We start from the raw sequence: 20,380 nt of genomic DNA on the forward strand, positions 1-20,380 counted from the left end.
AATATCTCCTCGTTGCATTTTTTGTCGATTTATCATCCGCCACACAAACGCGATAAAGGGCCAATATATCCCTCTGCTAGACTTTGTTAATTACTGCGAGAGGTGACTTTCGCAGCTTTTTGAGCAATGAAAGGTAAAGTTGATGATTACTACAGATGGTAATAATGCAGTCGCTTCCGTCGCCTACCGCGCCAGCGAAGTGATTGCCATCTACCCAATCACCCCCAGTTCGACCATGGCGGAACAGGCGGATGCCTGGTCCGGCGACGGCCGTCAAAATATCTGGGGCGACGTGCCGCGAGTGGTGGAAATGCAGTCGGAAGGCGGTGCGATCGCCACGGTACATGGCGCATTGCAAACCGGCGCGCTGTCGACCTCGTTTACCTCATCGCAGGGCCTGCTGCTGATGATCCCGACGTTGTACAAACTGGCCGGTGAACTGACGCCGTTTGTGCTGCATGTTGCTGCGCGCACCATCGCCACCCATGCGCTGTCGATTTTTGGCGACCATTCCGACGTGATGGCCGTACGCCAAACCGGCTGCGCCATGCTGTGCGCAAGCAACGTCCAGGAAGCACAGGATTTTGCGCTGATTTCCCAAACGGCCAGTCTCAACAGCCGCCTGCCGTTTATTCACTTTTTTGATGGTTTCCGCACCTCGCATGAAATCAACAAAATCGTGCCGCTGAGCGACGATACCCTGCGCCAGATGCTGCCTCAGGACGCGATTGATGCGCACCGCAGCCGCGCACTGTCGCCTGATCATCCCGTGGTGCGGGGCACCTCCGCCAACCCGGACACCTATTTCCAATCGCGCGAAGCCACCAACCCCTGGTATAACGCGACCTGCCAGCATGTGATTGACGCGATGGACAAATTCGCCGAGATCACTGGCCGGGCGTATCAGCCCTTCGAATATTACGGCCATCCGCAGGCCGAGCGCGTGGTGATCCTGATGGGATCCGCCATCGGCACCTGCGAAGAAGCGATCGACGCCCTGTTGACCCGTGGTGAAAAAGTCGGCGTGCTGAAAGTGCGGCTGTTTCGGCCGTTTTCCGCGCAGCACCTGCTCAGCGTGTTGCCGGAAAGCGCGAAGAAAATCGCCGTACTGGACCGTACCAAGGAGCCCGGCGCGCTGGCGGAGCCCCTGTATCTGGACGTGATGACCGCACTGGCTGAAGCGTTCAGCCGGGGTGAACGCGCCCATATGCCGATGGTGATCGGCGGCCGTTATGGGCTCTCCTCGAAAGAGTTTGGCCCTGACTGCGCGTTAGCCGTGTTTAACGAGCTGGCTCTGGATCGCCCGCGTCCACGCTTTACCGTCGGCATTTTCGACGATGTGACCGGTCTTTCCCTGCCACTCAGTGAAGAAACCCTGCCGCAGCGCGCGTCGCTGGAGGCGCTGTTCTACGGTCTTGGCAGTGACGGCTCCGTTTCCGCGACCAAGAACAACATCAAAATCATCGGCAACAGTACGTCCATGTATGCCCAGGGCTATTTCGTTTATGACTCGAAAAAGGCCGGAGGCCTGACGGTATCCCACCTGCGCGTCAGCGAACAGCCAATCAATTCGGCCTATCTGGTCAGTCGCGCCGACTTTGTCGGCTGCCACCAACTGCAGTTTATCGATACTTACCAGATGGCGGAGCGCCTGAAACCCGGCGGCATTTTCCTGCTCAATACTCCCTATGGTGCCGAAGAGGCCTGGTCGCGGCTGCCGCAGGAAGTGCAAGCCGTCTTGCAGCAACGTCAGGCACGCTTCTATATCATCAACGCGGCGAAACTGGCACGTGAATGCCGGCTCGGTGCACGTATCAACACCGTAATGCAGATGGCGTTTTTCCATCTGACCCAAATTCTGCCGGGCGACGTAGCACTCCAGCAATTGCGGGATGCTATCGAACGCAGCTACAGCAACAAAGGCCAGGATATTGTTGAGCGCAACTGGCAGGCGCTGGCCGCCACGCTTGACGCGCTGATTGAAATCCCCCTGCAGCCGGTTAACGAAAGCAGCCCAATGCGACCGCCGATTGTCTCGGATGCGGCGCCTGACTTTGTCAAAACCGTGACCGCCGCGATGCTGGCCGGACTGGGGGATGCGTTGCCGGTGTCAGCCTTCCCGCCGGACGGTACCTGGCCGGTGGGGACCACCCAGTGGGAAAAGCGCAATATCGCCGAGGATATCCCCATTTGGCAGCCGGATCTGTGCACCCAGTGCAACCACTGCGTTGCCGCCTGCCCGCACTCCGCCATCCGCGCCAAAGTGGTTCAGCCGGAGGCCATGGAACATGCCCCTGCCTCGCTGCAATCGCTGGATGTGAAAGCGCGCGACATGCGCGGCCAGAAATACGTACTGCAGGTCGCGCCGGAAGACTGTACCGGCTGCAATCTGTGCGTTGAAGTCTGCCCGGCAAAAGATCGCCAGAACCCGGACATCAAGGCCATCAACATGGCATCGCGCCTTGAGCACCTGACTGAAGAAAAAGCGCATTACGACTTCTTCCTGCAGTTGCCGGAAATTGATCCCTCGCAGATCGAGCGGATCGACATCCGTACCTCGCAGTTGATTTCGCCGCTGTTCGAATACTCCGGTGCCTGTTCCGGCTGTGGGGAAACACCGTACATCAAGCTGCTGACCCAGCTTTATGGCGACCGGTTGCTGATTGCCAACGCCACCGGCTGTTCGTCCATTTACGGCGGCAACCTGCCGACTACACCTTATACCACCAATGCCGAAGGCCGCGGTCCAGCCTGGGCCAACTCGTTGTTCGAGGATAATGCGGAGTTCGGTCTGGGCTTCCGCTTAACGGTCGATCAGCACCGCAGCCGCGTACTGCGTTTGCTGAACACCCTGGCGCCGCAGCTGCCGGCACAGTTGGTCAACGCTCTGCAGATGACGGATATCGCACCAGAGCCGCGTCGCCAACAGATTAAGGAACTGCGCGGCTTGCTGGCGCAGATTGAGGGTCACGACGCGCGCCAACTGGCGACCGACGCCGATTATCTGGTGGATAAATCCATCTGGCTGATTGGCGGCGACGGCTGGGCTTACGATATCGGGTTCGGCGGGTTGGATCACGTCCTCAGCCTGACCGAAAACGTCAACGTGCTGGTGTTGGACACTCAGTGTTACTCCAACACTGGCGGCCAGCAATCGAAGGCCACCCCGCTCGGGGCGGTGACCAAATTCGGCGAACACGGCAAGCGCAAGGCACGTAAGGATCTGGGCGTCAGCATGATGATGTACGGCCATGTTTACGTGGCGCAAATCTCGCTGGGCGCGCAGCTTAATCAGACGGTGAAAGCCATTCAGGAAGCCGAAGCTTATCCGGGGCCATCCCTGATCATTGCCTACAGCCCCTGTGAAGAACACGGTTACGATCTGGCACTCAGTCACGACCAGATGAAACAGCTGACCGCGACCGGATTCTGGCCGCTATATCGCTTCGATCCACGTCGCGCCGATGAGGGCAAACCGGCGCTGGCGCTGGATTCCCGGCCGCCAAACAGCAATCTGACCGATACGTTGTTGAAAGAACAGCGCTTCCGCCGCCTGAACTCACAGCAGCCGGAAGTCGCCAGCGCGCTGTATCAGGCTGCAGAAAAAGAGCTGAAGGAGAAGTACGACTTCCTCAGCCTGCTGGCCGGCAAGGGGGAAACCTCCTCCGCCGAGTAAACCCACGGGGCGCGACCGATTCGCGCCCCGCTTTTCTTTTTTACCACTGCGTAATTCTCTCCACGCCAGACGCCCTTGCGCAACACAGTATCGAATAGCCTGAATCAGCCCTCAAAAACAGCTTGACCTTCCAAACGTGGTAAGTCCGATAAGTGCAATCAGAACCTCTTCGGTTCAATAAATTCCACTGTCGACTTCAGTCGCGAAAGGTCAAATGATGAAAGCCAAACGTGTCACTCTAATCACTGCGGCGATAAGCGTCGCATTCGCTGTCGCCGGTTGCAAAGAGACGGTGTCCGCAGCTGCTCCCGCCAAGCCTCCGAGCGTACCAGTAGCCGAAGTGGTCGTTCGCCCGGTCACGCCTTTTGTCGAGTTCACCGGTTCGCTAACCGCTGTCAAACAGGTTGAACTGCGCCCAAGAGTCGCCGGATATCTGCAAGATGTCAGCGTGCCGGAAGGTCGCTGGGTTGAGAAAGGCCAACGGCTGTTTCTCATTGACTCTCGGGTGTACGAAGCCGCGCTGAGTGCCGCCAAAGCTCGCTTGCGCGAGGCTGAAGCAGCAGCGCGGCTCGCTCAAACGGAATATGCCCGTGCCACACAGCTGTTTGCTCAAAAGGTTTTTGCGCGTGCTCAGCTCGATACGGCAACCGCTTCGTTGAATGCAGGCAAAGCGCAGGTCGATGCCGCGAAAGCCGCACTGGCTGCGGCAGAGTTGGATATGGAGTTCACGCGCGTCACGGCGCCCATCAGCGGGCGCGTCGGCCAGGTGCTGGTCACCGAGGGCAACTACGTTACCAATGGCGTAACGCCGCTCACGACGATTGTCTCGACCAACCCACTGCAGGTTTATTTCGACGTCGACGAGCGCACCTATTTGCGTTCGCTCGCCGCAGACCGCACTCATGCCACCCCGCCGGCAACCAAGGTGATGGTCGCGCTGATCACCGACAAAACCTATACCCGAACTGGCCGTGTCGATTTTCTTGCCAACTCCGCCGACCGTGGGACGGGCACCGTGCGTATTCGCGCCGTTGTCGATAACGCCGATGGACAATTAACCCCAGGCCTGTTTGCCAAGGTCAAACTGGAAACCGGTGCACCGCGCGCCAGCGTACTGGTGTCCGATCAATCAATTGGCACCGATCAGGGCCGCCGCTATGTGTTGGTCGTCGGCAAAGGTGACAAAACCGAATATCGGCCAGTCGAGCTGGGCCCGATGGTCGAAGGCATGCGGGTGATCGAACAGGGTCTGCAGCCGGGTGAGCGTATCGTGGTCAAGGGCCTGGTACGCCCCGGTATGCAGATCACGCCGCAAACAACCGCCATTGATGGTGCCCCCATGACGGCGCCGACAACCACGGGGGCCGCGTAATGACTTTTCCTCGTTTCTTCATCGCACGCCCGATATTTGCCATCGTCCTGTCAATTTTGATGGTGCTCGCCGGCAGCGTGGCCTTCTTCCAACTGCCGCTTAGCGAGTATCCGGCAGTCACTCCGCCAACGGTGCAAGTGACCGCGTCTTACCCCGGAGCCAACCCCAAAGTGATCGCTGAAACGGTAGCGGCTCCGCTCGAACAGGCAATCACCGGGGTTGAGGGCATGTTGTACATGTCGTCGCAGTCGGCAACCGATGGCCGAATGATCCTGACCGTCACTTTCGCCCAGGGCACCAATGCCGATATGGCGCAGGTTCAGGTGCAAAACCGGGTTTCGCGCGCGCTGCCGCGGTTACCTGAAGAGGTTCAACGCCAGGGCGTCGTCACGCAGAAAACCTCGCCGGATATCCTGATGGTAGTTCACCTGCTGTCGCCCGATCAGCGTTACGATCCTCTCTACATTTCAAATTACGCTTACCTCCAGGTACGCGATGAGCTTTCCCGCATCCCCGGAGTCAGTGACGTTTTGGTATGGGGTGCCGGCGAGTACAGCATGCGGCTTTGGCTCGATCCTGATTTGATCGCTGCGCGAGGGTTGACGGCCGGTGACGTTATCGCCGCCGTACGCGAACAGAACGTTCAGGTAGCGGCCGGCTCGGTTGGCCAGACGCCCAACTCCAACGCCGCATTCCAGGTGACGGTCAATACCCTCGGCCGCCTGACCGACGAGGAACAGTTTGGCGATATCATTATTCGCACCGGAAGCGACGGCCAAATCACTCGCCTGCGCGATGTCGCCCGCATCGAAATGGGAGCTGATGCCTACGCGTTGCGCAGCCTGCTCGATGGTGAGCCGGCCGTCGCGCTGCAAATTATTCAAAGCCCGGGAGCTAACGCGCTAGACGTTTCTAAGGCCGTGAGGGCCACCATGCAACGGCTCGAAACTCACTTTCCGGCAGGACTCACTTCGCGCATAGCCTATGACCCAACGGTCTTCGTCAGTGCTTCGCTGGAGTCGGTAGCCACCACCCTGCTGGAGGCGATCCTGTTGGTGGTGATCGTGGTAGTGCTGTTCCTGCACAACTGGCGCGCGTCGTTGATCCCATTGATGGCGGTGCCGGTATCGCTGATTGGGACCTTTGCCGTCATGCATCTGATGGGTTTTTCGCTCAATACCTTGTCGCTGTTTGGTCTGGTGTTGTCGATCGGGATAGTGGTCGACGACGCGATCGTCGTGGTCGAAAATGTCGAACGTCATATCGAAAATGGCGAGGAGCCTCCCCAAGCCGCAAGACGCGCCATGGACGAAGTGACCGGCCCCATCATCGCCATTACCTCGGTACTTGCCGCCGTATTCATCCCCACTGCCTTCCTGAGCGGCCTGCAGGGGGAGTTTTATCAACAATTTGCGCTCACCATCGCCATTTCAACCATTCTGTCGGCCATCAACTCCCTGACACTCAGCCCGGCGCTGGCTGGCCTTTTGTTGCGTCCGCGCAAGGCTGCGATCGCCCGAGATCCGCGCACCCTGGGCGGTCGAGCCGATCGGTTGTTCCGTGCGTTTGGCCGGCCTTTCCGACACGCGCCTAACGCTTATGGCAATACGGTGCGCAAAGTGGTCCGGGTTAGCGGTCTGGCGCTTTTGGTCTACGGTGGCTTACTGGCGCTGACCTTCTTCGGCTTTAAGGCTGTTCCGCCCGGCTTCGTACCGATGCAGGACAAATACTACCTGGTTGGTATTGCCCAACTGCCCAATTCGGCCTCGCTGGAACGCACCGATGCGGTCGTCAAACAGATGTCGAAAATCGCGCTGGCGGAACCCGGTGTCGAGAGCGTCGTAGCCTTCCCAGGGCTGTCGATCAACGGTTTCGTCAACGTGCCGAATGCCGCCGTCATGTTCGTTATGCTTGACCCGTTTGAAGCTCGTACAACAGACGATCTTAGCGCGACCGCGATTGCCGGCCGCCTGCAAGCAAAATTCGCCGGCATTCCCGACGGCTTCCTCGGCGTATTTCCACCGCCACCGGTACCGGGTCTGGGCGCCACCGGCGGTTTCAAAATGCAAATTGAGGATCGCAGCGGCGCCGGATTGGATGCTCTGGTTCAGCAAACCCAGATCCTGATGACCAAAGCCACCGAGTCGGGACAGGTGGCCGGACTGATGACCAGCTTTGACGTCAATGCCCCACAACTCGACGTTGTCATCGATCGTACCAAAGCCATGAGTCAGGGCGTCCGTCTGGCGGATATCTTCGAATCGCTGCAGGTCTATCTCGGTTCTCTCTATGTCAACGATTTCAACCGTTTTGGCCGCACCTACAAAGTGACCGCCCAGGCCGATGCAGACCATCGCATGCAGGCAGAAGCCATCGGTCGCCTGCAAGTACGCAATGCTGCCGGGAAAATGCTGCCTTTATCTTCATTTGTTACCGTCACACCGAGATCAGGCCCAGACCGAGTGATCCACTACAACGGCTATCCTTCCGCCGACATCTCCGGCGGCGCGATGGCCGGCATCAGTTCGGGTCAGGCGGTAGCCGTGATGGAGCGTCTGGCGAAAGAAGTGCTGCCGGAAGGCATGACTTTTGAATGGACCGACCTTACCTACCAGCAAAAGCTGGCCGGGGATTCGGCGTTGTTCATCTTCCCGCTGTGTGTGCTTCTGGCCTATCTCATCCTTGCCGCTCAGTACAACAGCTGGTTGTTGCCGCTGGCCGTCCTGTTGATTGTGCCGATGTGTCTGCTGAGCGCCATTATTGGCGTCTGGATGACCGGCGGTGACAACAACGTCTTTGTGCAAATCGGGCTGATCGTGCTGGTCGGTTTGGCCGCCAAAAATGCCATTCTTATCGTCGAGTTCGCCCGCACTCTCGAGGCCGAGGGCGCAAGCACGCTGGATGCGGTTATCGAGGCTTGTCGGCTGCGACTGCGGCCAATCCTGATGACCTCCCTGGCCTTTATCGCCGGTGTGGTTCCTCTGGTCTTTGCCGGCGGTGCCGGGGCGGAGATGCGCCATGCAATGGGTATCGCCGTCTTCGCCGGCATGCTAGGCGTGACGCTGTTCGGTCTGTTCCTGACGCCGGTGTTTTATGTGGTGATGCGCAACCTGGCCGTTCGTATCGAACGCCGCCGGGCAGAATCGAAGCTGCGCAAACAGCGCATTAAGGAGAGCACCTCATGAAAAGCCTCTATCAATCGCTGTGGTTCCCCCTGAGTGCGCTTACCCTGTTAACCGGGTGTTCATCTGTAGGGCCAGACTATTCACCGCCTTCGCTGTCTTCGGCACGGCTTCCCGCCAGCTTTGGTGAAGCTTCGCCAGGCTTTAATTCCGCTGCCGTGGAGGTTGATTGGTGGCGTGCCTTCGACGATCCGATATTGAGCGGACTGATCCGGCAGGCGCTTTCGGTTAATCATGATATCGGCATTGCCGCCATGCGGCTCGAAGAAGCAAAAGCCCTGCTGCGCGAGGATCGTCAGAGCTTTCTGCCAAGCGGCGGCCCTGCTTTCAGCTATGAAAACCGTCGCAAGAGCGAGAGAGAGACATCGCCTGATCAGTCTCGTCAGCAGGAAACCTATCGCGGTGCCGTAGACACCGCCTGGGAAATCGATCTGTTCGGTCGCGTGCGCCGTTCGGTTGAGGAAGCCCAGGCGCAGGCAGGCTCGCGTGAAGCCTTGTTACGCGATGTGCAAGCCGGCGTTGCAGCAGCGGTGGCCGCCACCTGGTTTGAACTGCGCGGTATAGAGGCCGAGCTTGCTGTCGTTGAAGATATCACCCGAAGCCAGCGCGAGAGCCTGGCTCAGGTTGAACGTCTGGCGAATGCCGGTTCAGCCAGTGAGTTTGATCGGCTGCGCGCCGAGGCGTTATTGCGCAATGTTGAGGTTGTCGCCCCCGAGCTCGAGCGCCGTCGCGCGGTTTCCGTCAATGCGCTGGCAGTGTTGCTTGGCGAAACGCCGCAAAGGTTTAGCCCTCCAGTCGCCATACCTGGGCGTGATGAACTAAAGGTTACCTCCCTCGCCGTCGGCAACCCCGAGGCGCTCCTGGCACGACGTGCCGATATTGCGGCGGCCGAACGCACTCTGGCGGCAGCAACCGCGCGGATTGGGATAGAAACGGCAGGTCTCTACCCCGAGATCCAGATACAGGGCTCGATCGGATTCGTTGCCGGGAACCTCGATGCAGTGAACGGTGCCGGAGCTTTGTCCGGTTTTATCCTTCCGGTCATTCGCTGGTCTCTGCTCGATAACGGTCGCGTCCGCGCGCGGATTGCCGCCAGTGAAGCTCGCGCCCAAGAAGCCCTGCTCCTCTACGATCAAACCCTATTGCGCGCGCTGCAGGAAACCGACGACGCCTTCAAAGCCTATAAAGCAACAGGCAGCACGCTCGAACTGCGCCTGCTTGAATCAGCAGCCAATCGTGAGGCCGCTCGTCTCGCCCGGTTGCAGTTTTCCCAGGGGCAAGGCCTCTATCTGGAAGTCCTTGACGCAGAGCGTTCCGACTTTAACAGCCGGCGAGCGCTGGCGGTCGCACGCACCGAACAACAACTCGCCGTGGTCAGCATCTATAAGGCATTGGGAGGTGGTTGGCAGGTGTGTACTGGTGAGACGACGCTCTGCGGCGGTGCCAAAACGAGGCCGAATCTGCTCCTGGCAAAACAAATCCCTGACAGGTCTTGACCTTCCCACAGTGGGAAGCTTTAAGCTTTTCGATATCCGAATCAGTAAAGGGGTAGTTCAATGACTTCCGTCTCTGTACAACAAGGTGCTAATTCAGCCCTGCGCACCACTCGTCTGAGCCTGCCGGTCGAAGGTATGACCTGTGCTTCCTGCGTTGGCCGCGTCGAACGTGCGCTAAAAGCCGTTCCCGGCGTGCAAACGGCAACGGTCAACCTGGCCACCGAGCGCGCCGATATCACTTTCGGCGATCGCGCCGATCCGCAGGCAGCCGTTGGTGCCATCGAGAGCGCCGGTTACGCCGTTCGTGAAGAAACCACTGAACTCGGCATCGAAGATATGACCTGCGCGTCCTGTGTCGGTCGGGTTGAGAAAGCGCTCAGGCAAATTCCGGGCGTGATCGAAGCGAATGTCAACCTGGCGACCGAGCGTGCCCGGGTGCGCCATAGTGCCGGGATCGTCACCACGGCCATGCTTGAAGCCGCGGTCGAACAGGCCGGTTATAAGGCCCGCCGCTTGTCTGCCGCCACGGCAAGTTCGGACGATCAAGACAGTGAAAGGCGCGAGAACGAAGCACGTGGACTACGCCGATCTTTACTGATTGCCGCTCTCCTGACCTTGCCAGTATTCGTCCTCGAAATGGGCTCGCACCTGATTCCCGCGATGCATCATTGGGTGTTAGGGGTTCTGGGTGAACAGCGCAATGCGTATCTGCAGTTCGTGCTTACCACGCTGGTGCTGTTTGGGCCCGGCCTGCGCTTCTTCCGCAAGGGCGTGCCGGCATTGCTGCGCGGTGCCCCTGACATGAACTCGCTGGTGTCGGTGGGTACCGCGGCGGCTTATGGCTATTCGGTGGTGGCCACTTTCATTCCGCAAGTGCTGCCGCAAGGTACCGCCAACATCTATTTCGAAGCCGCCGCGGTGATCGTTACGCTGATTTTGCTTGGGCGCACGCTGGAGGCTCGCGCCAAGGGGCGAACCTCTCAGGCGATAAAACGGTTGGTTGGGCTGCAGGCCAAAACGGCGCGCGTCGAGCGTAACGGTGAAACCCTGGAAATCCCGCTCGACCAGGTGACCACCGGTGATGTCGTGTTCGTTCGCCCGGGCGAGAAGATCCCGGTCGACGGTCAGGTCGTCGAAGGCGTCTCTTATGTAGATGAAAGCATGATCACCGGCGAACCGGTGCCGGTGTCCAAGAGTGTCGGTGCCGAAGTGGTCGGCGGCACCATCAACAAAACCGGGGCATTCAGCTTCCGCGTCACCAAAGTCGGTGCCAATACGGTTCTCGCGCAAATTATCCGCTTGGTTGAGGAAGCCCAGGGTTCCAAACTGCCGATCCAGGCGTTGGTCGACAAGGTGACCCTGTGGTTCGTCCCGGCGGTGATGGCGGCGGCAGCGCTGACGTTCCTGATCTGGTTGATCTTCGGACCGACGCCGGCACTGACCTTCGCGCTGGTGAATGCGGTGGCCGTGCTGATTATCGCCTGCCCTTGCGCCATGGGGCTGGCCACCCCCACCTCGATAATGGTCGGCACTGGCCGCGCCGCCGAGCTCGGCGTGCTGTTCCGTAAAGGCGAAGCCTTGCAGGCACTACGAGATGTCAGCGTTATCGCGCTGGACAAAACTGGCACCCTGACCAAAGGTCGCCCTGAGTTGACCGACCTGGTACCGGCCGAGGGCTTCGATTACGACGAGGTTCTGGCGTTGGTTGCCGCCGTGGAGACGCGTTCGGAGCACCCTATCGCCGAAGCCATCGTCGCCGCCGCAAAACAGCGCGACATCAAGATCGCCGCTATTGAAGCCTTCGATGCCACACCGGGCTTCGGTGTATCAGCCAAGGTCAGCGGCCGAACCGTCTCCGTTGGAGCCGATCGCTTCATGACGCAGCTCGGCCTGGACGTGGCCAGTTTCCTGCCGGCCGCCCAGCGTCTCGGTGAGCAAGGCAAGAGCCCGCTTTATGCTGCGATAGACGGTCGTTTGGCGGCGGTGATCGCCGTTGCCGACCCGATTAAAGAGACCACGCCAGAGGCAATCAAGGCGCTGCACGCATTGGGGCTCAAGGTCGCGATGATCACCGGTGATAATGCAGCAACCGCCTCGGCAATCGCCCGACAGCTCGGTATCGATGAGGTCGCGGCTGAGGTTTTACCCGACGGTAAGGTCGCGGCGCTGAAGCAGTTCCGCAGCCATGGTGCACGCGTCGCTTTCGTGGGGGATGGCATCAACGACGCCCCGGCGCTGGCCGAAGCCGATGTTGGATTGGCCATCGGTACGGGAACCGATGTAGCTATCGAAGCGGCAGACGTGGTGTTGATGTCCGGTGACCTGCGTGGTGTGGCAAATGCCATTGCGCTCAGCCAGGCGACGATCCGCAACATCAAGCAGAACCTGTTCTGGGCCTTTGCCTACAACGCAGTGCTGATCCCGGTTGCGGCAGGCATGCTTTACCCGATAAACGGCACCTTGCTTTCGCCGATCTTCGCCGCTGCAGCGATGGCGCTCTCCAGCGTCTTCGTGCTCGGCAACGCGCTCCGTCTAAAGCGTTTCCAGGCACCAATGGGTATCGAATCCCGCCCTGTCGGGCCGGAAAACGTAAAGGTTTAGGCGGTAACACTACAACAGGTTTGAGGAGGCCAGCATGGCCGGTGAATTTCATCCTCAGGTCGTCATCTACACCATGCCGACGTGCTCAGACTGCCAAACGTTGAAATCCTGGCTCGAAAATGAAGGGATCGCTTTCGAAGAACGCGATCTCTCCAACCCCGAGATCAGCGAGGAGGCCAAGGCGCGTGGCGGTGTATGTATCGCACCAACCACTCAGGTGAACGCGAAAGTGTTCTATCGCACCTATCACCAGGATTGGTTGTGGTACTCGATCTGTCCAATCGCGCCAGCGAGTGCCAGCGATAACGCTACCTGTCGACCCGTAGCCGATCCCCCGCTTTAGGGAAATTTAATGAATCCCCCAGAAGGAGTGAATAATGAACATCGGTCAAGCAGCCAAGTCTTCTGGCGTTTCAGCAAAGATGATCCGCTATTACGAACAAATTGGCCTGATCCCGAAAGCCCTTCGTTCTGATGCCGGCTATCGGCATTACAGCCCACAGGACGTACACAGCCTGCGATTTATTCGTCGTGCACGCGATCTGGGGTTTTCTGTCGAGCAGATCTCGGCCCTGCTGGTCTTGTGGAACGACCGCGATCGTGCCAGCGCCGACGTTAAAGAGATGGCGCTTGCCCATGTTGCCAGGTTGAAAGCCAAGATCGCCGAACTGCAAGAGATGGCGCAAACGCTCGAATACCTTGCCGATCACTGCCATGGCAACGATCGCCCTGACTGCCCGATCCTGGCGGATTTGGCTGAGCCTGCCACAACCACGGAGCCCAGCCTGCAACCCCCTCGTGAGGCGCCACGCTTTGGCGCTTATACACCGGTATCGTCATTGAATTCAAAGCAAAAATTTTCACTGAAAAGCGTTTGACCTTGCCACGCTGTCAACCCGCATAGTGGCCGGACACCCTAAAGAACCAGGAGATTGATATGCACAGTTTCTACATTCCCAATATGACCTGCGGCGGTTGCGCGAAATCCGTCACCAAGGCACTGCACAGTGTCGATCCGCAGGCCCAGATTGAAACCGACCCGGCCGCGCGTCAGGTTCAGGTCGATAGCACTCAGGACGAAAGTGATTTTCTCGCGGTGCTGCGTGAAGCAGGCTATCCGGCGCGAGAAGACCAATAGCCAACCCACATTGGTCTGAAAAACTCACACTGAGCGAATCAACGTCGTCGCCAGTCTTAATCGATACAGGCCACAGAAAAGGAAATCACAGCATGAAAAACGTCAATCTGGCCCTCACTGCCCTCGCGCTGGCCACCCTGTCGTTCACGACCGTCGCCGCTACCCTGGTTGACTCAGCACCCACCGATCGGCAAAAAGCCGGGATCATTAGCGCCTGCGCAGCAAGCAATAATCTTTCTAGCCTACAGCGGGAACTGGAAGCCAAGGCGGTCGAAGCCGGCGCCGAGGTTTATCGCATCATCGGCGCCTCCGGCAATAACCGTCTGTGTGGCACAGCTGAAATTTATAAATAAAATTGAGTCGGTAAGACATGAGGCCCACATGCGGCCTCATGTGGGTTTGGCACCCATTATTTTCCGTTTTCCATCCCCACCACGTAAAACACGCTGGTATTCGTTCTCACAATCCGTACCATACACGCCACATTGATGCATGTTGGGTGCGTTTATCCCCAGACAACCAGGCATGACAGCACGCCAAGGTTCTTCACGGCCCCGAGAGCGAAATGAATAATGACCCAATCAGCCTGTTGAATGCTAAACTTGCTGCCTAAAACGTCATGCCCATAGTGCCCCCAATTGAGAACGAGCACGATTTAAATGTCAGAAAAACAAACCGTTAGTCAAAAAGAGCAATACAACCTCAACAAATTGCACAAGCGTCTGCGCCGCAACGTGGGCGAAGCGATTGCCGACTTCAACATGATTGAAGAAGGCGACCGCATCATGGTCTGCCTGTCCGGCGGTAAAGACAGCTACACCATGCTGGAAATTCTGCGCAACCTGCAGCAGAGTGCACCGGTCAATTTCTCACTGATTGCCGTTAACCTCGATCAGAAACAGCCTGGCTTCCCTGAGCATATCCTGCCAGCCTATCTGGAAAGTTTAGGGGTGGAATACAAGATCGTTGAGGAGAACACCTACAGCATCGTCAAGGACAAGATCCCCGAGGGCAAAACCACCTGCTCCCTGTGTTCGCGTCTGCGCCGCGGTATCCTTTACCGCACCGCCACCGAGCTGGGTGCCACCAAGATTGCGCTCGGCCATCACCGTGATGACATTCTGCAGACCCTGTTCCTCAATATGTTCTACGGCGGCAAACTGAAAGGCATGCCACCTAAACTGATGAGCGACGACGGTAAGCACGTGGTGATCCGCCCGCTGGCTTACTGCCGTGAAAAAGATATTGAGCGTTTCTCGGTGGCGAAAGCATTCCCGATTATTCCGTGCAACCTGTGCGGTTCGCAGCCTAACCTGCAGCGTCAGGTAATTGGCGACATGCTGCGCGACTGGGATAAACGCTATCCAGGCCGCCTGGAAACCATGTTCAGCGCAATGCAAAACGTGGTGCCTTCGCACCTGAGCGACTTTAACCTGTTTGATTTCAAAGGCATTCACCACGGCAGTGAAGTCGTTGACGGTGGCGATTTGGCCTTCGATCGCGAAGACATTCCGATGCAGCCGGTGGGTTGGCAACCGGAAGAGACGGATGAACCTGCCCCGGCACGTTTAGACGTGCTCGAAATCAAGTAAGCCGTTGTTCCGCCCGCACACTGCGGGCGGCTCTTTACCCCCTTCAGTTGGCGATCCCGCTCGCATTTTCAGCAGAATTCACCAGACAGTGCGGTTTTTATCCTATACTGTGTTTTTATACAGTCACCAGGAGATTACCGATGAACATCACGCCCTGCTTGTCTCACGTTTCTCTCGGCAGCAATAATTTTGACGCCGCAGCTGATTTTTACGATCGCACCCTCGCCGCCTTAGGTTGCCGCCGGGTTTTGGAACACCCAGGGGCCATAGGCTATGGCCGCGATTATCCGGAGTTTTGGTTGCAGCTGCCGATCGACGGCAAACCGGCGACCACCGGCAACGGCATTCATGTGGGTTTTTTCGCCACCAGCAAGCAGCAGGTTGATGATTTTTACCGGCAGGCGCTGCTGGCAGGGGCGAAGGATGAAGGTGCCCCCGGTTCACGGCCGCACTATGGTGAAGCCTATTACGGCTGCTTTGTACGTGACCTGGACGGGCACAAGATTGAAGCCAGTTTCTGGGATGAGAGTGCGGCCTGAGGGCAAATTGTGGACAAAAAAATGCCGGTGATTAAACCGGCATCGTATGAATCAATGTGCTATGCAGTAATTCTAAATATAAGAAAGTAAGACAATTATGGAGCGCAACGCCCATCGCTTGACGTTGCATTCACCTGCGAGATAGATCATGCCTCATTTCCCCCCGACAAAAGTTGATATCGCTCAATGTTAACCGGGGTTTTACCTCTTTTTGGCTACAACCAACGCCGTCGCTTCAGCCACCAGCCCACGCCGAACACCAATCCGGCCAGCATCAGGCAAAATGCCGCAAAGCCGAATGGATTACCGCCCCCAGGGATCCCGCCCAGGTTGACGCCGAACAAACCAGTCAAAAAGGTCGTAGGCAAAAACACCATCGCCAGGAGCGACATGGTGTAGGTGCGGCGGTTCATGGCATCGGCCATTACCGTGGTGATTTCGTCAGAAAGGATCGCGGTACGTGCAATGCTACCGTCCAGGTCATCCAGCCCGCGCCCCAGCCGATCGGCAATATCCTGCATGCGGCGACGATCGTCGTCATTCATCCAGGGCAAACGATCGCTGGCTAAACGCGAGAACACGTCGCGTTGTGGTGCCATATAACGACGCAGCACAATCAACTGTTTGCGGATCAGCGCCAATTGCCCCCGTTCGGGGACCTGCTGCTCCAGTAACGAATCTTCCAAATCGATGATTTTATCGTGCAGATCTTCGATAAACTCGCTGGCGTGGTCGGTCAATGCGTCCGATATCTCCACCAGCCAGTTACCGCTGTTGGTTGGCCCACTGCCGCTTTGCAGATCGTTCACCACCTGGTCAATGGAATAGACCTTGCGATGGCGGGTAGAAACGATGAGTTTATCAGTCATGTAAACGCGGATAGTGACCAGCTGATCCGGCCGCGAGTTGGCGTTAAAGTTAATGCTACGCAGCGTGATCATGGTGCCTTCGCCCACCTTGCTGACGCGCGGCCGGGAACTCTCCCCGGATAAGGCCTCTCTTACCGCATCCGGCAAAAGCGGTGTGGTAGCCAGCCACTCGGCGCTGGCTGGGTGCGCATAATCGAGATGCAGCCAGCAAGGCTCATCGCAGGTGACTTTATCATCGTAATCAATCGATGTTACACCGCCCTTACCATCGAGTTGGTAGGCATAGACTGCGTCAGGAACCTGTAACTCGCGCCCCTCAATGACTTCCATTCCTCATCCTCTTTGCTTTTCAGTTACCTCAGAGTCTAGCGTTAATGCCAGGCGGATCAAAGATGAAGCCGTGCGAATGCTACGCTCGAAATGGCCTTATAGGCTAACATGGAGGAATAATGCGCAAACCTTAAAGCTGGTGCTTAATGACCCCCACTCGAACATTGGTATTGGCCTCAGTAGCGGCGGTTATCGCAACCCCGTTTCATCTACTGTTTGCCGCAGATAGCACACTCGACACCCTTGCCGACGCATACCGGGTGAAACTGGGACCAACAGCAGGAAATTTGCCCTACTTTGTCGCACGCCCCCAGGTAATCACACCAGATAGCGCGTTAATCGTGCTGCACGGACATCCCAGAGATGCGGGGAAAACCCTGGCCGCCGCGGTAAAAGCGGCTCAACTTGCAGGCAAAACCGGCCAGGCGCTGTTGGTCGCCCCGCTGTTCCCGGTCAGTAATGCTCAGTCCGCACGCTGCCATTCTCCCGGCGTTCCGCAAGCGCAGGCCGGGGACGCGCTGTGGAGTTGCAGTTCCTGGATCGAAGGCGGTTTGGACAACCAGGGAAGAACCAGCTCGTTTGCCGCGCTTGATCGCCTGGTTGCCGAATTGAAAGTAAAATGGCCGCAGATACGCTGGGTCACCGTTGCAGGGTTTTCCGCCGGCGCACAGTTTGTACAGCATTATGTCGGTTTCGCCAATCCGCCGCCCGGCGTAAAACTGCGCTTTGTGATATCCGACCCCGGCAGTTGGCTCTATTTTGACAGTCACCGACCGCTGCCGGTAAACAACGAGCGCCCTGTCGATTGGCGAGATTGTGATTCAACAGGGGGCTGCACCTTCGATTGGGTTGAGGTTAACAGTGACGCCTGCCCGAGCGTCAATCGTTGGAAATACGGCATTGAGGCTATTCCGAGCTACCTCGACCAACAGACTGAATCAATACGCCAACGCTATGCCACGGCGAATATCACCTATATGGTTGGCGCAAAGGACAGCGGCGACGCGCCAGGCAGCTTCTACAAAATACTCGACAAATCTTGTGCGGCACAGGCGCAAGGCCCCGATCGTCTACAACGCGGCATCGCCTATGCGGCTTACGATCGACGTTTTATTGCCCCGCGCGCCAAACGTGATTTAGCGATCGTTCCCGACTGTACACATGACGTGTCCTGCGTATTTCCCTCACCCATTGGGCGTCAGGTATTATTTAACAAAAATGCAGACTAATAATAACGGAGATGAAATAAAACCCGACCGATAAATGCGGATATCGTGGAATAAAGCGCTGGCTATCGCGCCATTATTATGACTTAACATATTCACAGCAATCTTAATTCATAATGACAATAAAAAATTAACAAAAAGCTGTTCCAGCTCAAATTTGAGAGGCATATACTTCCCTCACTACGAGGAGGTAGTTATGTTACGCGACCATTTAAAATTAAACGACAGCGATACGCTGGAGAAAATCCGCAGCGTTAATTTTCAAAATCAGGGCCAGGAAGAGATCAGCGAGTTTATCGTTAAGAATGCCAGCGGTACGCAGGTTGGCAAGGTATCGGTGCACGATCATCTCAGCACCCGGCGTTCTTACCCAACCAGCTATCGCATTACTCAAACGGACATGAGCGGCCGCATCCTGGTTGATGCCATGCGGGACAGCTTATAAAGCATAAATAACGACCTGTTTTACCCACTATTCATTGCCGAATATAAAGGGCTCTCCGGTTATTTCAACGGACAGCATCGCCCTGGCTGAAATAAGCTATTGGGGTTTGTTTTATTATTCGACAAATATTGATAACCAGGCCCCGAATTAACGGAGCCTGGTTAAATGCAGTTATTGATGCTTGATAATATACATCGTCTGGCTGTAAGCCACGTCTTCCGGATTGGTGATCGGGTAACCTTTTACCCAAGGCTTGATCAGACGGCCATTGGTGTATTGGTAAATCGGCGCGATCGGCGCCTGTTCCGCGATGATCTGTTCCAGTTTGTTGTAATCCGCCGTCAGGGCCGCGGCGCTGGTTTCACGGCTGGCCTGCGCCAACAGCTTGTCGTAATCCGCGCTCTTGAATTTGGCGATGTTGCCGCTGTGGGTGGAGCTCAACAACGACAGGAAGGTCGAAGCTTCATTGTAATCGCCCACCCAGGAAGCGCGCACCACGTCGAAATTGCCGGTGTTACGGCTGTCGATATAAGTTTTCCATTCCTGATTCTGCAACTTAACGTCGATCCCAAGGGTTTTCTTCCACATTGAGGCCACGGCGATGGCTATTTTCTGGTGGCTTTCTGAAGTGTTATACAACAGCGTCAGCTTCAAAGGGTTATTAGGGCCATAACCGGCCGCCTGCATCAGCGCCTTGGCCTGGGCATCCAGTTCGGTCTGCGGCTGCTGTTGCAACAGACTCACTTGCGGTTTAAACCCTGCGGTCACATCCGGCGTAAAGTGATAAGCCGGTTTCTCACCGGTGCCTAACACTTTTTCGGCGATAATTTTGCGATCGATCGCGTAAGACAGCGCCTTGCGCACCCGCACATCGTTGGTCGGCGCCCGTTGGGTGTTGAAAGCATAATAATAGGTGCCGAGTTGGTCCGGGGTATACACCTGATCCGGAATGTCTTTCAGCAGTTTTTGATACATGTTTTTAGGGAAGGATTCGGTGATATCGATATCGCCGGCCAGGTAGCGTTTAGTGGCGTTAGATTCCTGGTTGATTGGCACAAAGGTCACTTTGGTCAAAACGGTATGCGCGTGATCCCAATAGTGTTCGTTGGGCGTCAGCACCAGTTTCTCGTTGACCACCCGCTCCTGTAGCTTATACGCACCGTTGCCCACCAGATTGCCGACTTTGGTCCAGTCATTGCCAAATTTCTCCACCACCGCCTTGTTCGCCGGGAACAGGCTGAAGTTGGCCGTCAGGCTGACAAAATAGGGTACCGGCTTATTCAACTGTACTTTTAAGGTGTAATCATCCAGCGCCGTTACGCCCAGCTTGTCCGCTGGCAATTTACCGGTAATGATCTCATCGGCATTCTGGATGCCTGCCAGTTGAGCAAACCAGGCAAAGGGAGACAGACTTTTTGGTTCGACCAGGCGTTGCCAGCTATAGACAAAGTCTTTTGCCGTGACAGGGTCACCGTTAGACCAGCGCGCGTCCTTACGCAGTGTGAAAATATAGGTTTGGTTATCCGTGGTTTGCCAACGGGTGGCAACGCCGGGGATCACTTTGCCGTTGGCATCCTGATTCACCAAACCTTCAAAAAGATCGCGCGCCAATTGTGCTTCCGGCAGCCCGACCGCCTTGATGGGATCGAGCGAAGCAGGCTCATCTTTGATATGGCGAACAATTTCCTGCTTTTCCGCCAGAGTGGTACCCGGGGGAACCTGCGCCGCCATTGCGCTGCTCAATCCTGCGCCGATCGCTACCGCACACAGCGCCAAACGAAAACCCTGTTGAATTATTTTTCTCGTCATTCTGATTCATCCCCGTTAACCATCTGAATTTTTTATCTTATAGCACAAGATTAGTCTCACCTAGAGTTCCAGGCGGACAAGATGTAAAAACTGGGGGCCAGGCAA

The 20,380-nt window shown here is 57.0% G+C and carries 15 protein-coding genes; 13 read left to right on the forward strand and 2 right to left on the reverse strand.

What is annotated here, in order from left to right; translation table 11 throughout:
- The first annotated feature begins 142 nt into the window (after positions 1 to 142).
- The 11 genes from nifJ to AC1RKG_RS03245 all read left to right on the forward strand — a co-directional run bounded on the left by nifJ (position 143) and on the right by AC1RKG_RS03245 (position 15,596).
- Positions 143 to 3,676, forward strand: a complete 3,534-nt coding sequence (nifJ, locus tag AC1RKG_RS03195; RefSeq protein WP_116690376.1) for a pyruvate:ferredoxin (flavodoxin) oxidoreductase — start codon at positions 143 to 145, stop codon at positions 3,674 to 3,676.
- 214 nt (positions 3,677 to 3,890) lie between these two features.
- Positions 3,891 to 5,048, forward strand: a complete 1,158-nt coding sequence (locus tag AC1RKG_RS03200) for an efflux RND transporter periplasmic adaptor subunit (protein ID WP_493182002.1) — start codon at positions 3,891 to 3,893, stop codon at positions 5,046 to 5,048.
- Positions 5,048 to 8,233 (forward strand): efflux RND transporter permease subunit, encoded by a 3,186-nt coding sequence (locus AC1RKG_RS03205; protein WP_493182004.1) that lies wholly within the window; start codon positions 5,048 to 5,050, stop codon positions 8,231 to 8,233. Before AC1RKG_RS03200 ends, AC1RKG_RS03205 begins: the two co-directional genes overlap by 1 nt.
- Positions 8,230 to 9,726: an efflux transporter outer membrane subunit gene (locus AC1RKG_RS03210; protein WP_493182006.1), complete on the forward strand. Its 1,497-nt coding sequence runs from the start codon at positions 8,230 to 8,232 to the stop codon at positions 9,724 to 9,726. The genes AC1RKG_RS03205 and AC1RKG_RS03210 overlap by 4 nt, the downstream gene beginning before the upstream one ends.
- 60 nt (positions 9,727 to 9,786) lie before the next feature.
- Positions 9,787 to 12,327 carry a heavy metal translocating P-type ATPase gene (locus tag AC1RKG_RS03215; RefSeq protein WP_493182007.1) on the forward strand — a complete coding sequence of 847 codons (2,541 nt, stop codon included), beginning with the start codon at positions 9,787 to 9,789 and terminating at the stop codon, positions 12,325 to 12,327.
- A 34-nt stretch (positions 12,328 to 12,361) separates the two neighbouring features.
- Positions 12,362 to 12,670 (forward strand): glutaredoxin family protein, encoded by a 309-nt coding sequence (locus tag AC1RKG_RS03220; protein ID WP_493182009.1) that lies wholly within the window; start codon positions 12,362 to 12,364, stop codon positions 12,668 to 12,670.
- A 34-nt stretch (positions 12,671 to 12,704) separates the two neighbouring features.
- On the forward strand, positions 12,705 to 13,205 hold the full coding sequence (gene cueR / locus AC1RKG_RS03225; RefSeq protein WP_493182011.1) for a Cu(I)-responsive transcriptional regulator: 501 nt from the start codon (positions 12,705 to 12,707) through the stop codon (positions 13,203 to 13,205).
- A 59-nt stretch (positions 13,206 to 13,264) separates the two neighbouring features.
- Complete coding sequence (locus tag AC1RKG_RS03230) at positions 13,265 to 13,465, forward strand: heavy-metal-associated domain-containing protein (protein WP_115058725.1); 201 nt, start codon at positions 13,265 to 13,267, stop codon at positions 13,463 to 13,465.
- Between the two features lie 92 nt (positions 13,466 to 13,557).
- On the forward strand, positions 13,558 to 13,818 hold the full coding sequence (bhsA, locus tag AC1RKG_RS03235; protein ID WP_046373417.1) for a multiple stress resistance protein BhsA: 261 nt from the start codon (positions 13,558 to 13,560) through the stop codon (positions 13,816 to 13,818).
- Positions 13,819 to 14,124: 306 nt separating this feature from the next.
- A complete protein-coding gene (gene ttcA / locus AC1RKG_RS03240; protein ID WP_020827084.1) occupies positions 14,125 to 15,057 on the forward strand; it encodes a tRNA 2-thiocytidine(32) synthetase TtcA in 933 nt (310 codons plus the stop codon).
- Positions 15,058 to 15,197: 140 nt separating this feature from the next.
- On the forward strand, positions 15,198 to 15,596 hold the full coding sequence (locus tag AC1RKG_RS03245) for a VOC family protein (RefSeq protein WP_262244109.1): 399 nt from the start codon (positions 15,198 to 15,200) through the stop codon (positions 15,594 to 15,596).
- Between the two features lie 215 nt (positions 15,597 to 15,811).
- Here AC1RKG_RS03245 and zntB read toward each other — a convergent pair whose 3' ends face one another.
- A complete protein-coding gene (zntB, locus tag AC1RKG_RS03250) occupies positions 15,812 to 16,795 on the reverse strand; it encodes a zinc transporter ZntB (protein ID WP_020827086.1) in 984 nt (327 codons plus the stop codon).
- 146 nt (positions 16,796 to 16,941) lie between these two features.
- Here zntB and AC1RKG_RS03255 point away from each other — a divergent pair, with 146 nt between their 5' ends.
- Together AC1RKG_RS03255 and AC1RKG_RS03260 are read left to right on the forward strand one after the other, a co-directional pair.
- Positions 16,942 to 18,024, forward strand: a complete 1,083-nt coding sequence (locus AC1RKG_RS03255; protein WP_493182014.1) for a hypothetical protein — start codon at positions 16,942 to 16,944, stop codon at positions 18,022 to 18,024.
- Between the two features lie 193 nt (positions 18,025 to 18,217).
- Positions 18,218 to 18,466 (forward strand): hypothetical protein, encoded by a 249-nt coding sequence (locus AC1RKG_RS03260; RefSeq protein ID WP_048758711.1) that lies wholly within the window; start codon positions 18,218 to 18,220, stop codon positions 18,464 to 18,466.
- A gap of 171 nt (positions 18,467 to 18,637) precedes the next feature.
- Here AC1RKG_RS03260 and AC1RKG_RS03265 read toward each other — a convergent pair whose 3' ends face one another.
- Entirely contained in the window at positions 18,638 to 20,275 is a 1,638-nt protein-coding gene (locus AC1RKG_RS03265) for a peptide ABC transporter substrate-binding protein (RefSeq protein WP_493182016.1), read from the reverse strand.
- Positions 20,276 to 20,380 lie beyond the last annotated feature (105 nt).

It is taken from the genome of Serratia sp. GW822-FHT06D09 (genome assembly GCF_058799515.1).

Coding starts and splice junctions, on each gene's coding strand:
- AC1RKG_RS03230 (WP_115058725.1), top strand. CDS start 13,265: ATGCACAGTTTCTACATTCCCAATATGACCTGCGGCGGTTGCGCGAAA.
- AC1RKG_RS03255 (WP_493182014.1), top strand. CDS start 16,942: ATGACCCCCACTCGAACATTGGTATTGGCCTCAGTAGCGGCGGTTATC.
- AC1RKG_RS03200 (WP_493182002.1), top strand. CDS start 3,891: ATGATGAAAGCCAAACGTGTCACTCTAATCACTGCGGCGATAAGCGTC.
- AC1RKG_RS03220 (WP_493182009.1), top strand. CDS start 12,362: ATGGCCGGTGAATTTCATCCTCAGGTCGTCATCTACACCATGCCGACG.
- AC1RKG_RS03215 (WP_493182007.1), top strand. CDS start 9,787: ATGACTTCCGTCTCTGTACAACAAGGTGCTAATTCAGCCCTGCGCACC.
- AC1RKG_RS03265 (WP_493182016.1), bottom strand. CDS start 20,275: ATGACGAGAAAAATAATTCAACAGGGTTTTCGTTTGGCGCTGTGTGCG.
- zntB (WP_020827086.1), bottom strand. CDS start 16,795: ATGGAAGTCATTGAGGGGCGCGAGTTACAGGTTCCTGACGCAGTCTAT.
- AC1RKG_RS03205 (WP_493182004.1), top strand. CDS start 5,048: ATGACTTTTCCTCGTTTCTTCATCGCACGCCCGATATTTGCCATCGTC.
- cueR (WP_493182011.1), top strand. CDS start 12,705: ATGAACATCGGTCAAGCAGCCAAGTCTTCTGGCGTTTCAGCAAAGATG.
- ttcA (WP_020827084.1), top strand. CDS start 14,125: ATGTCAGAAAAACAAACCGTTAGTCAAAAAGAGCAATACAACCTCAAC.
- AC1RKG_RS03210 (WP_493182006.1), top strand. CDS start 8,230: ATGAAAAGCCTCTATCAATCGCTGTGGTTCCCCCTGAGTGCGCTTACC.
- AC1RKG_RS03260 (WP_048758711.1), top strand. CDS start 18,218: ATGTTACGCGACCATTTAAAATTAAACGACAGCGATACGCTGGAGAAA.
- bhsA (WP_046373417.1), top strand. CDS start 13,558: ATGAAAAACGTCAATCTGGCCCTCACTGCCCTCGCGCTGGCCACCCTG.
- AC1RKG_RS03245 (WP_262244109.1), top strand. CDS start 15,198: ATGAACATCACGCCCTGCTTGTCTCACGTTTCTCTCGGCAGCAATAAT.
- nifJ (WP_116690376.1), top strand. CDS start 143: ATGATTACTACAGATGGTAATAATGCAGTCGCTTCCGTCGCCTACCGC.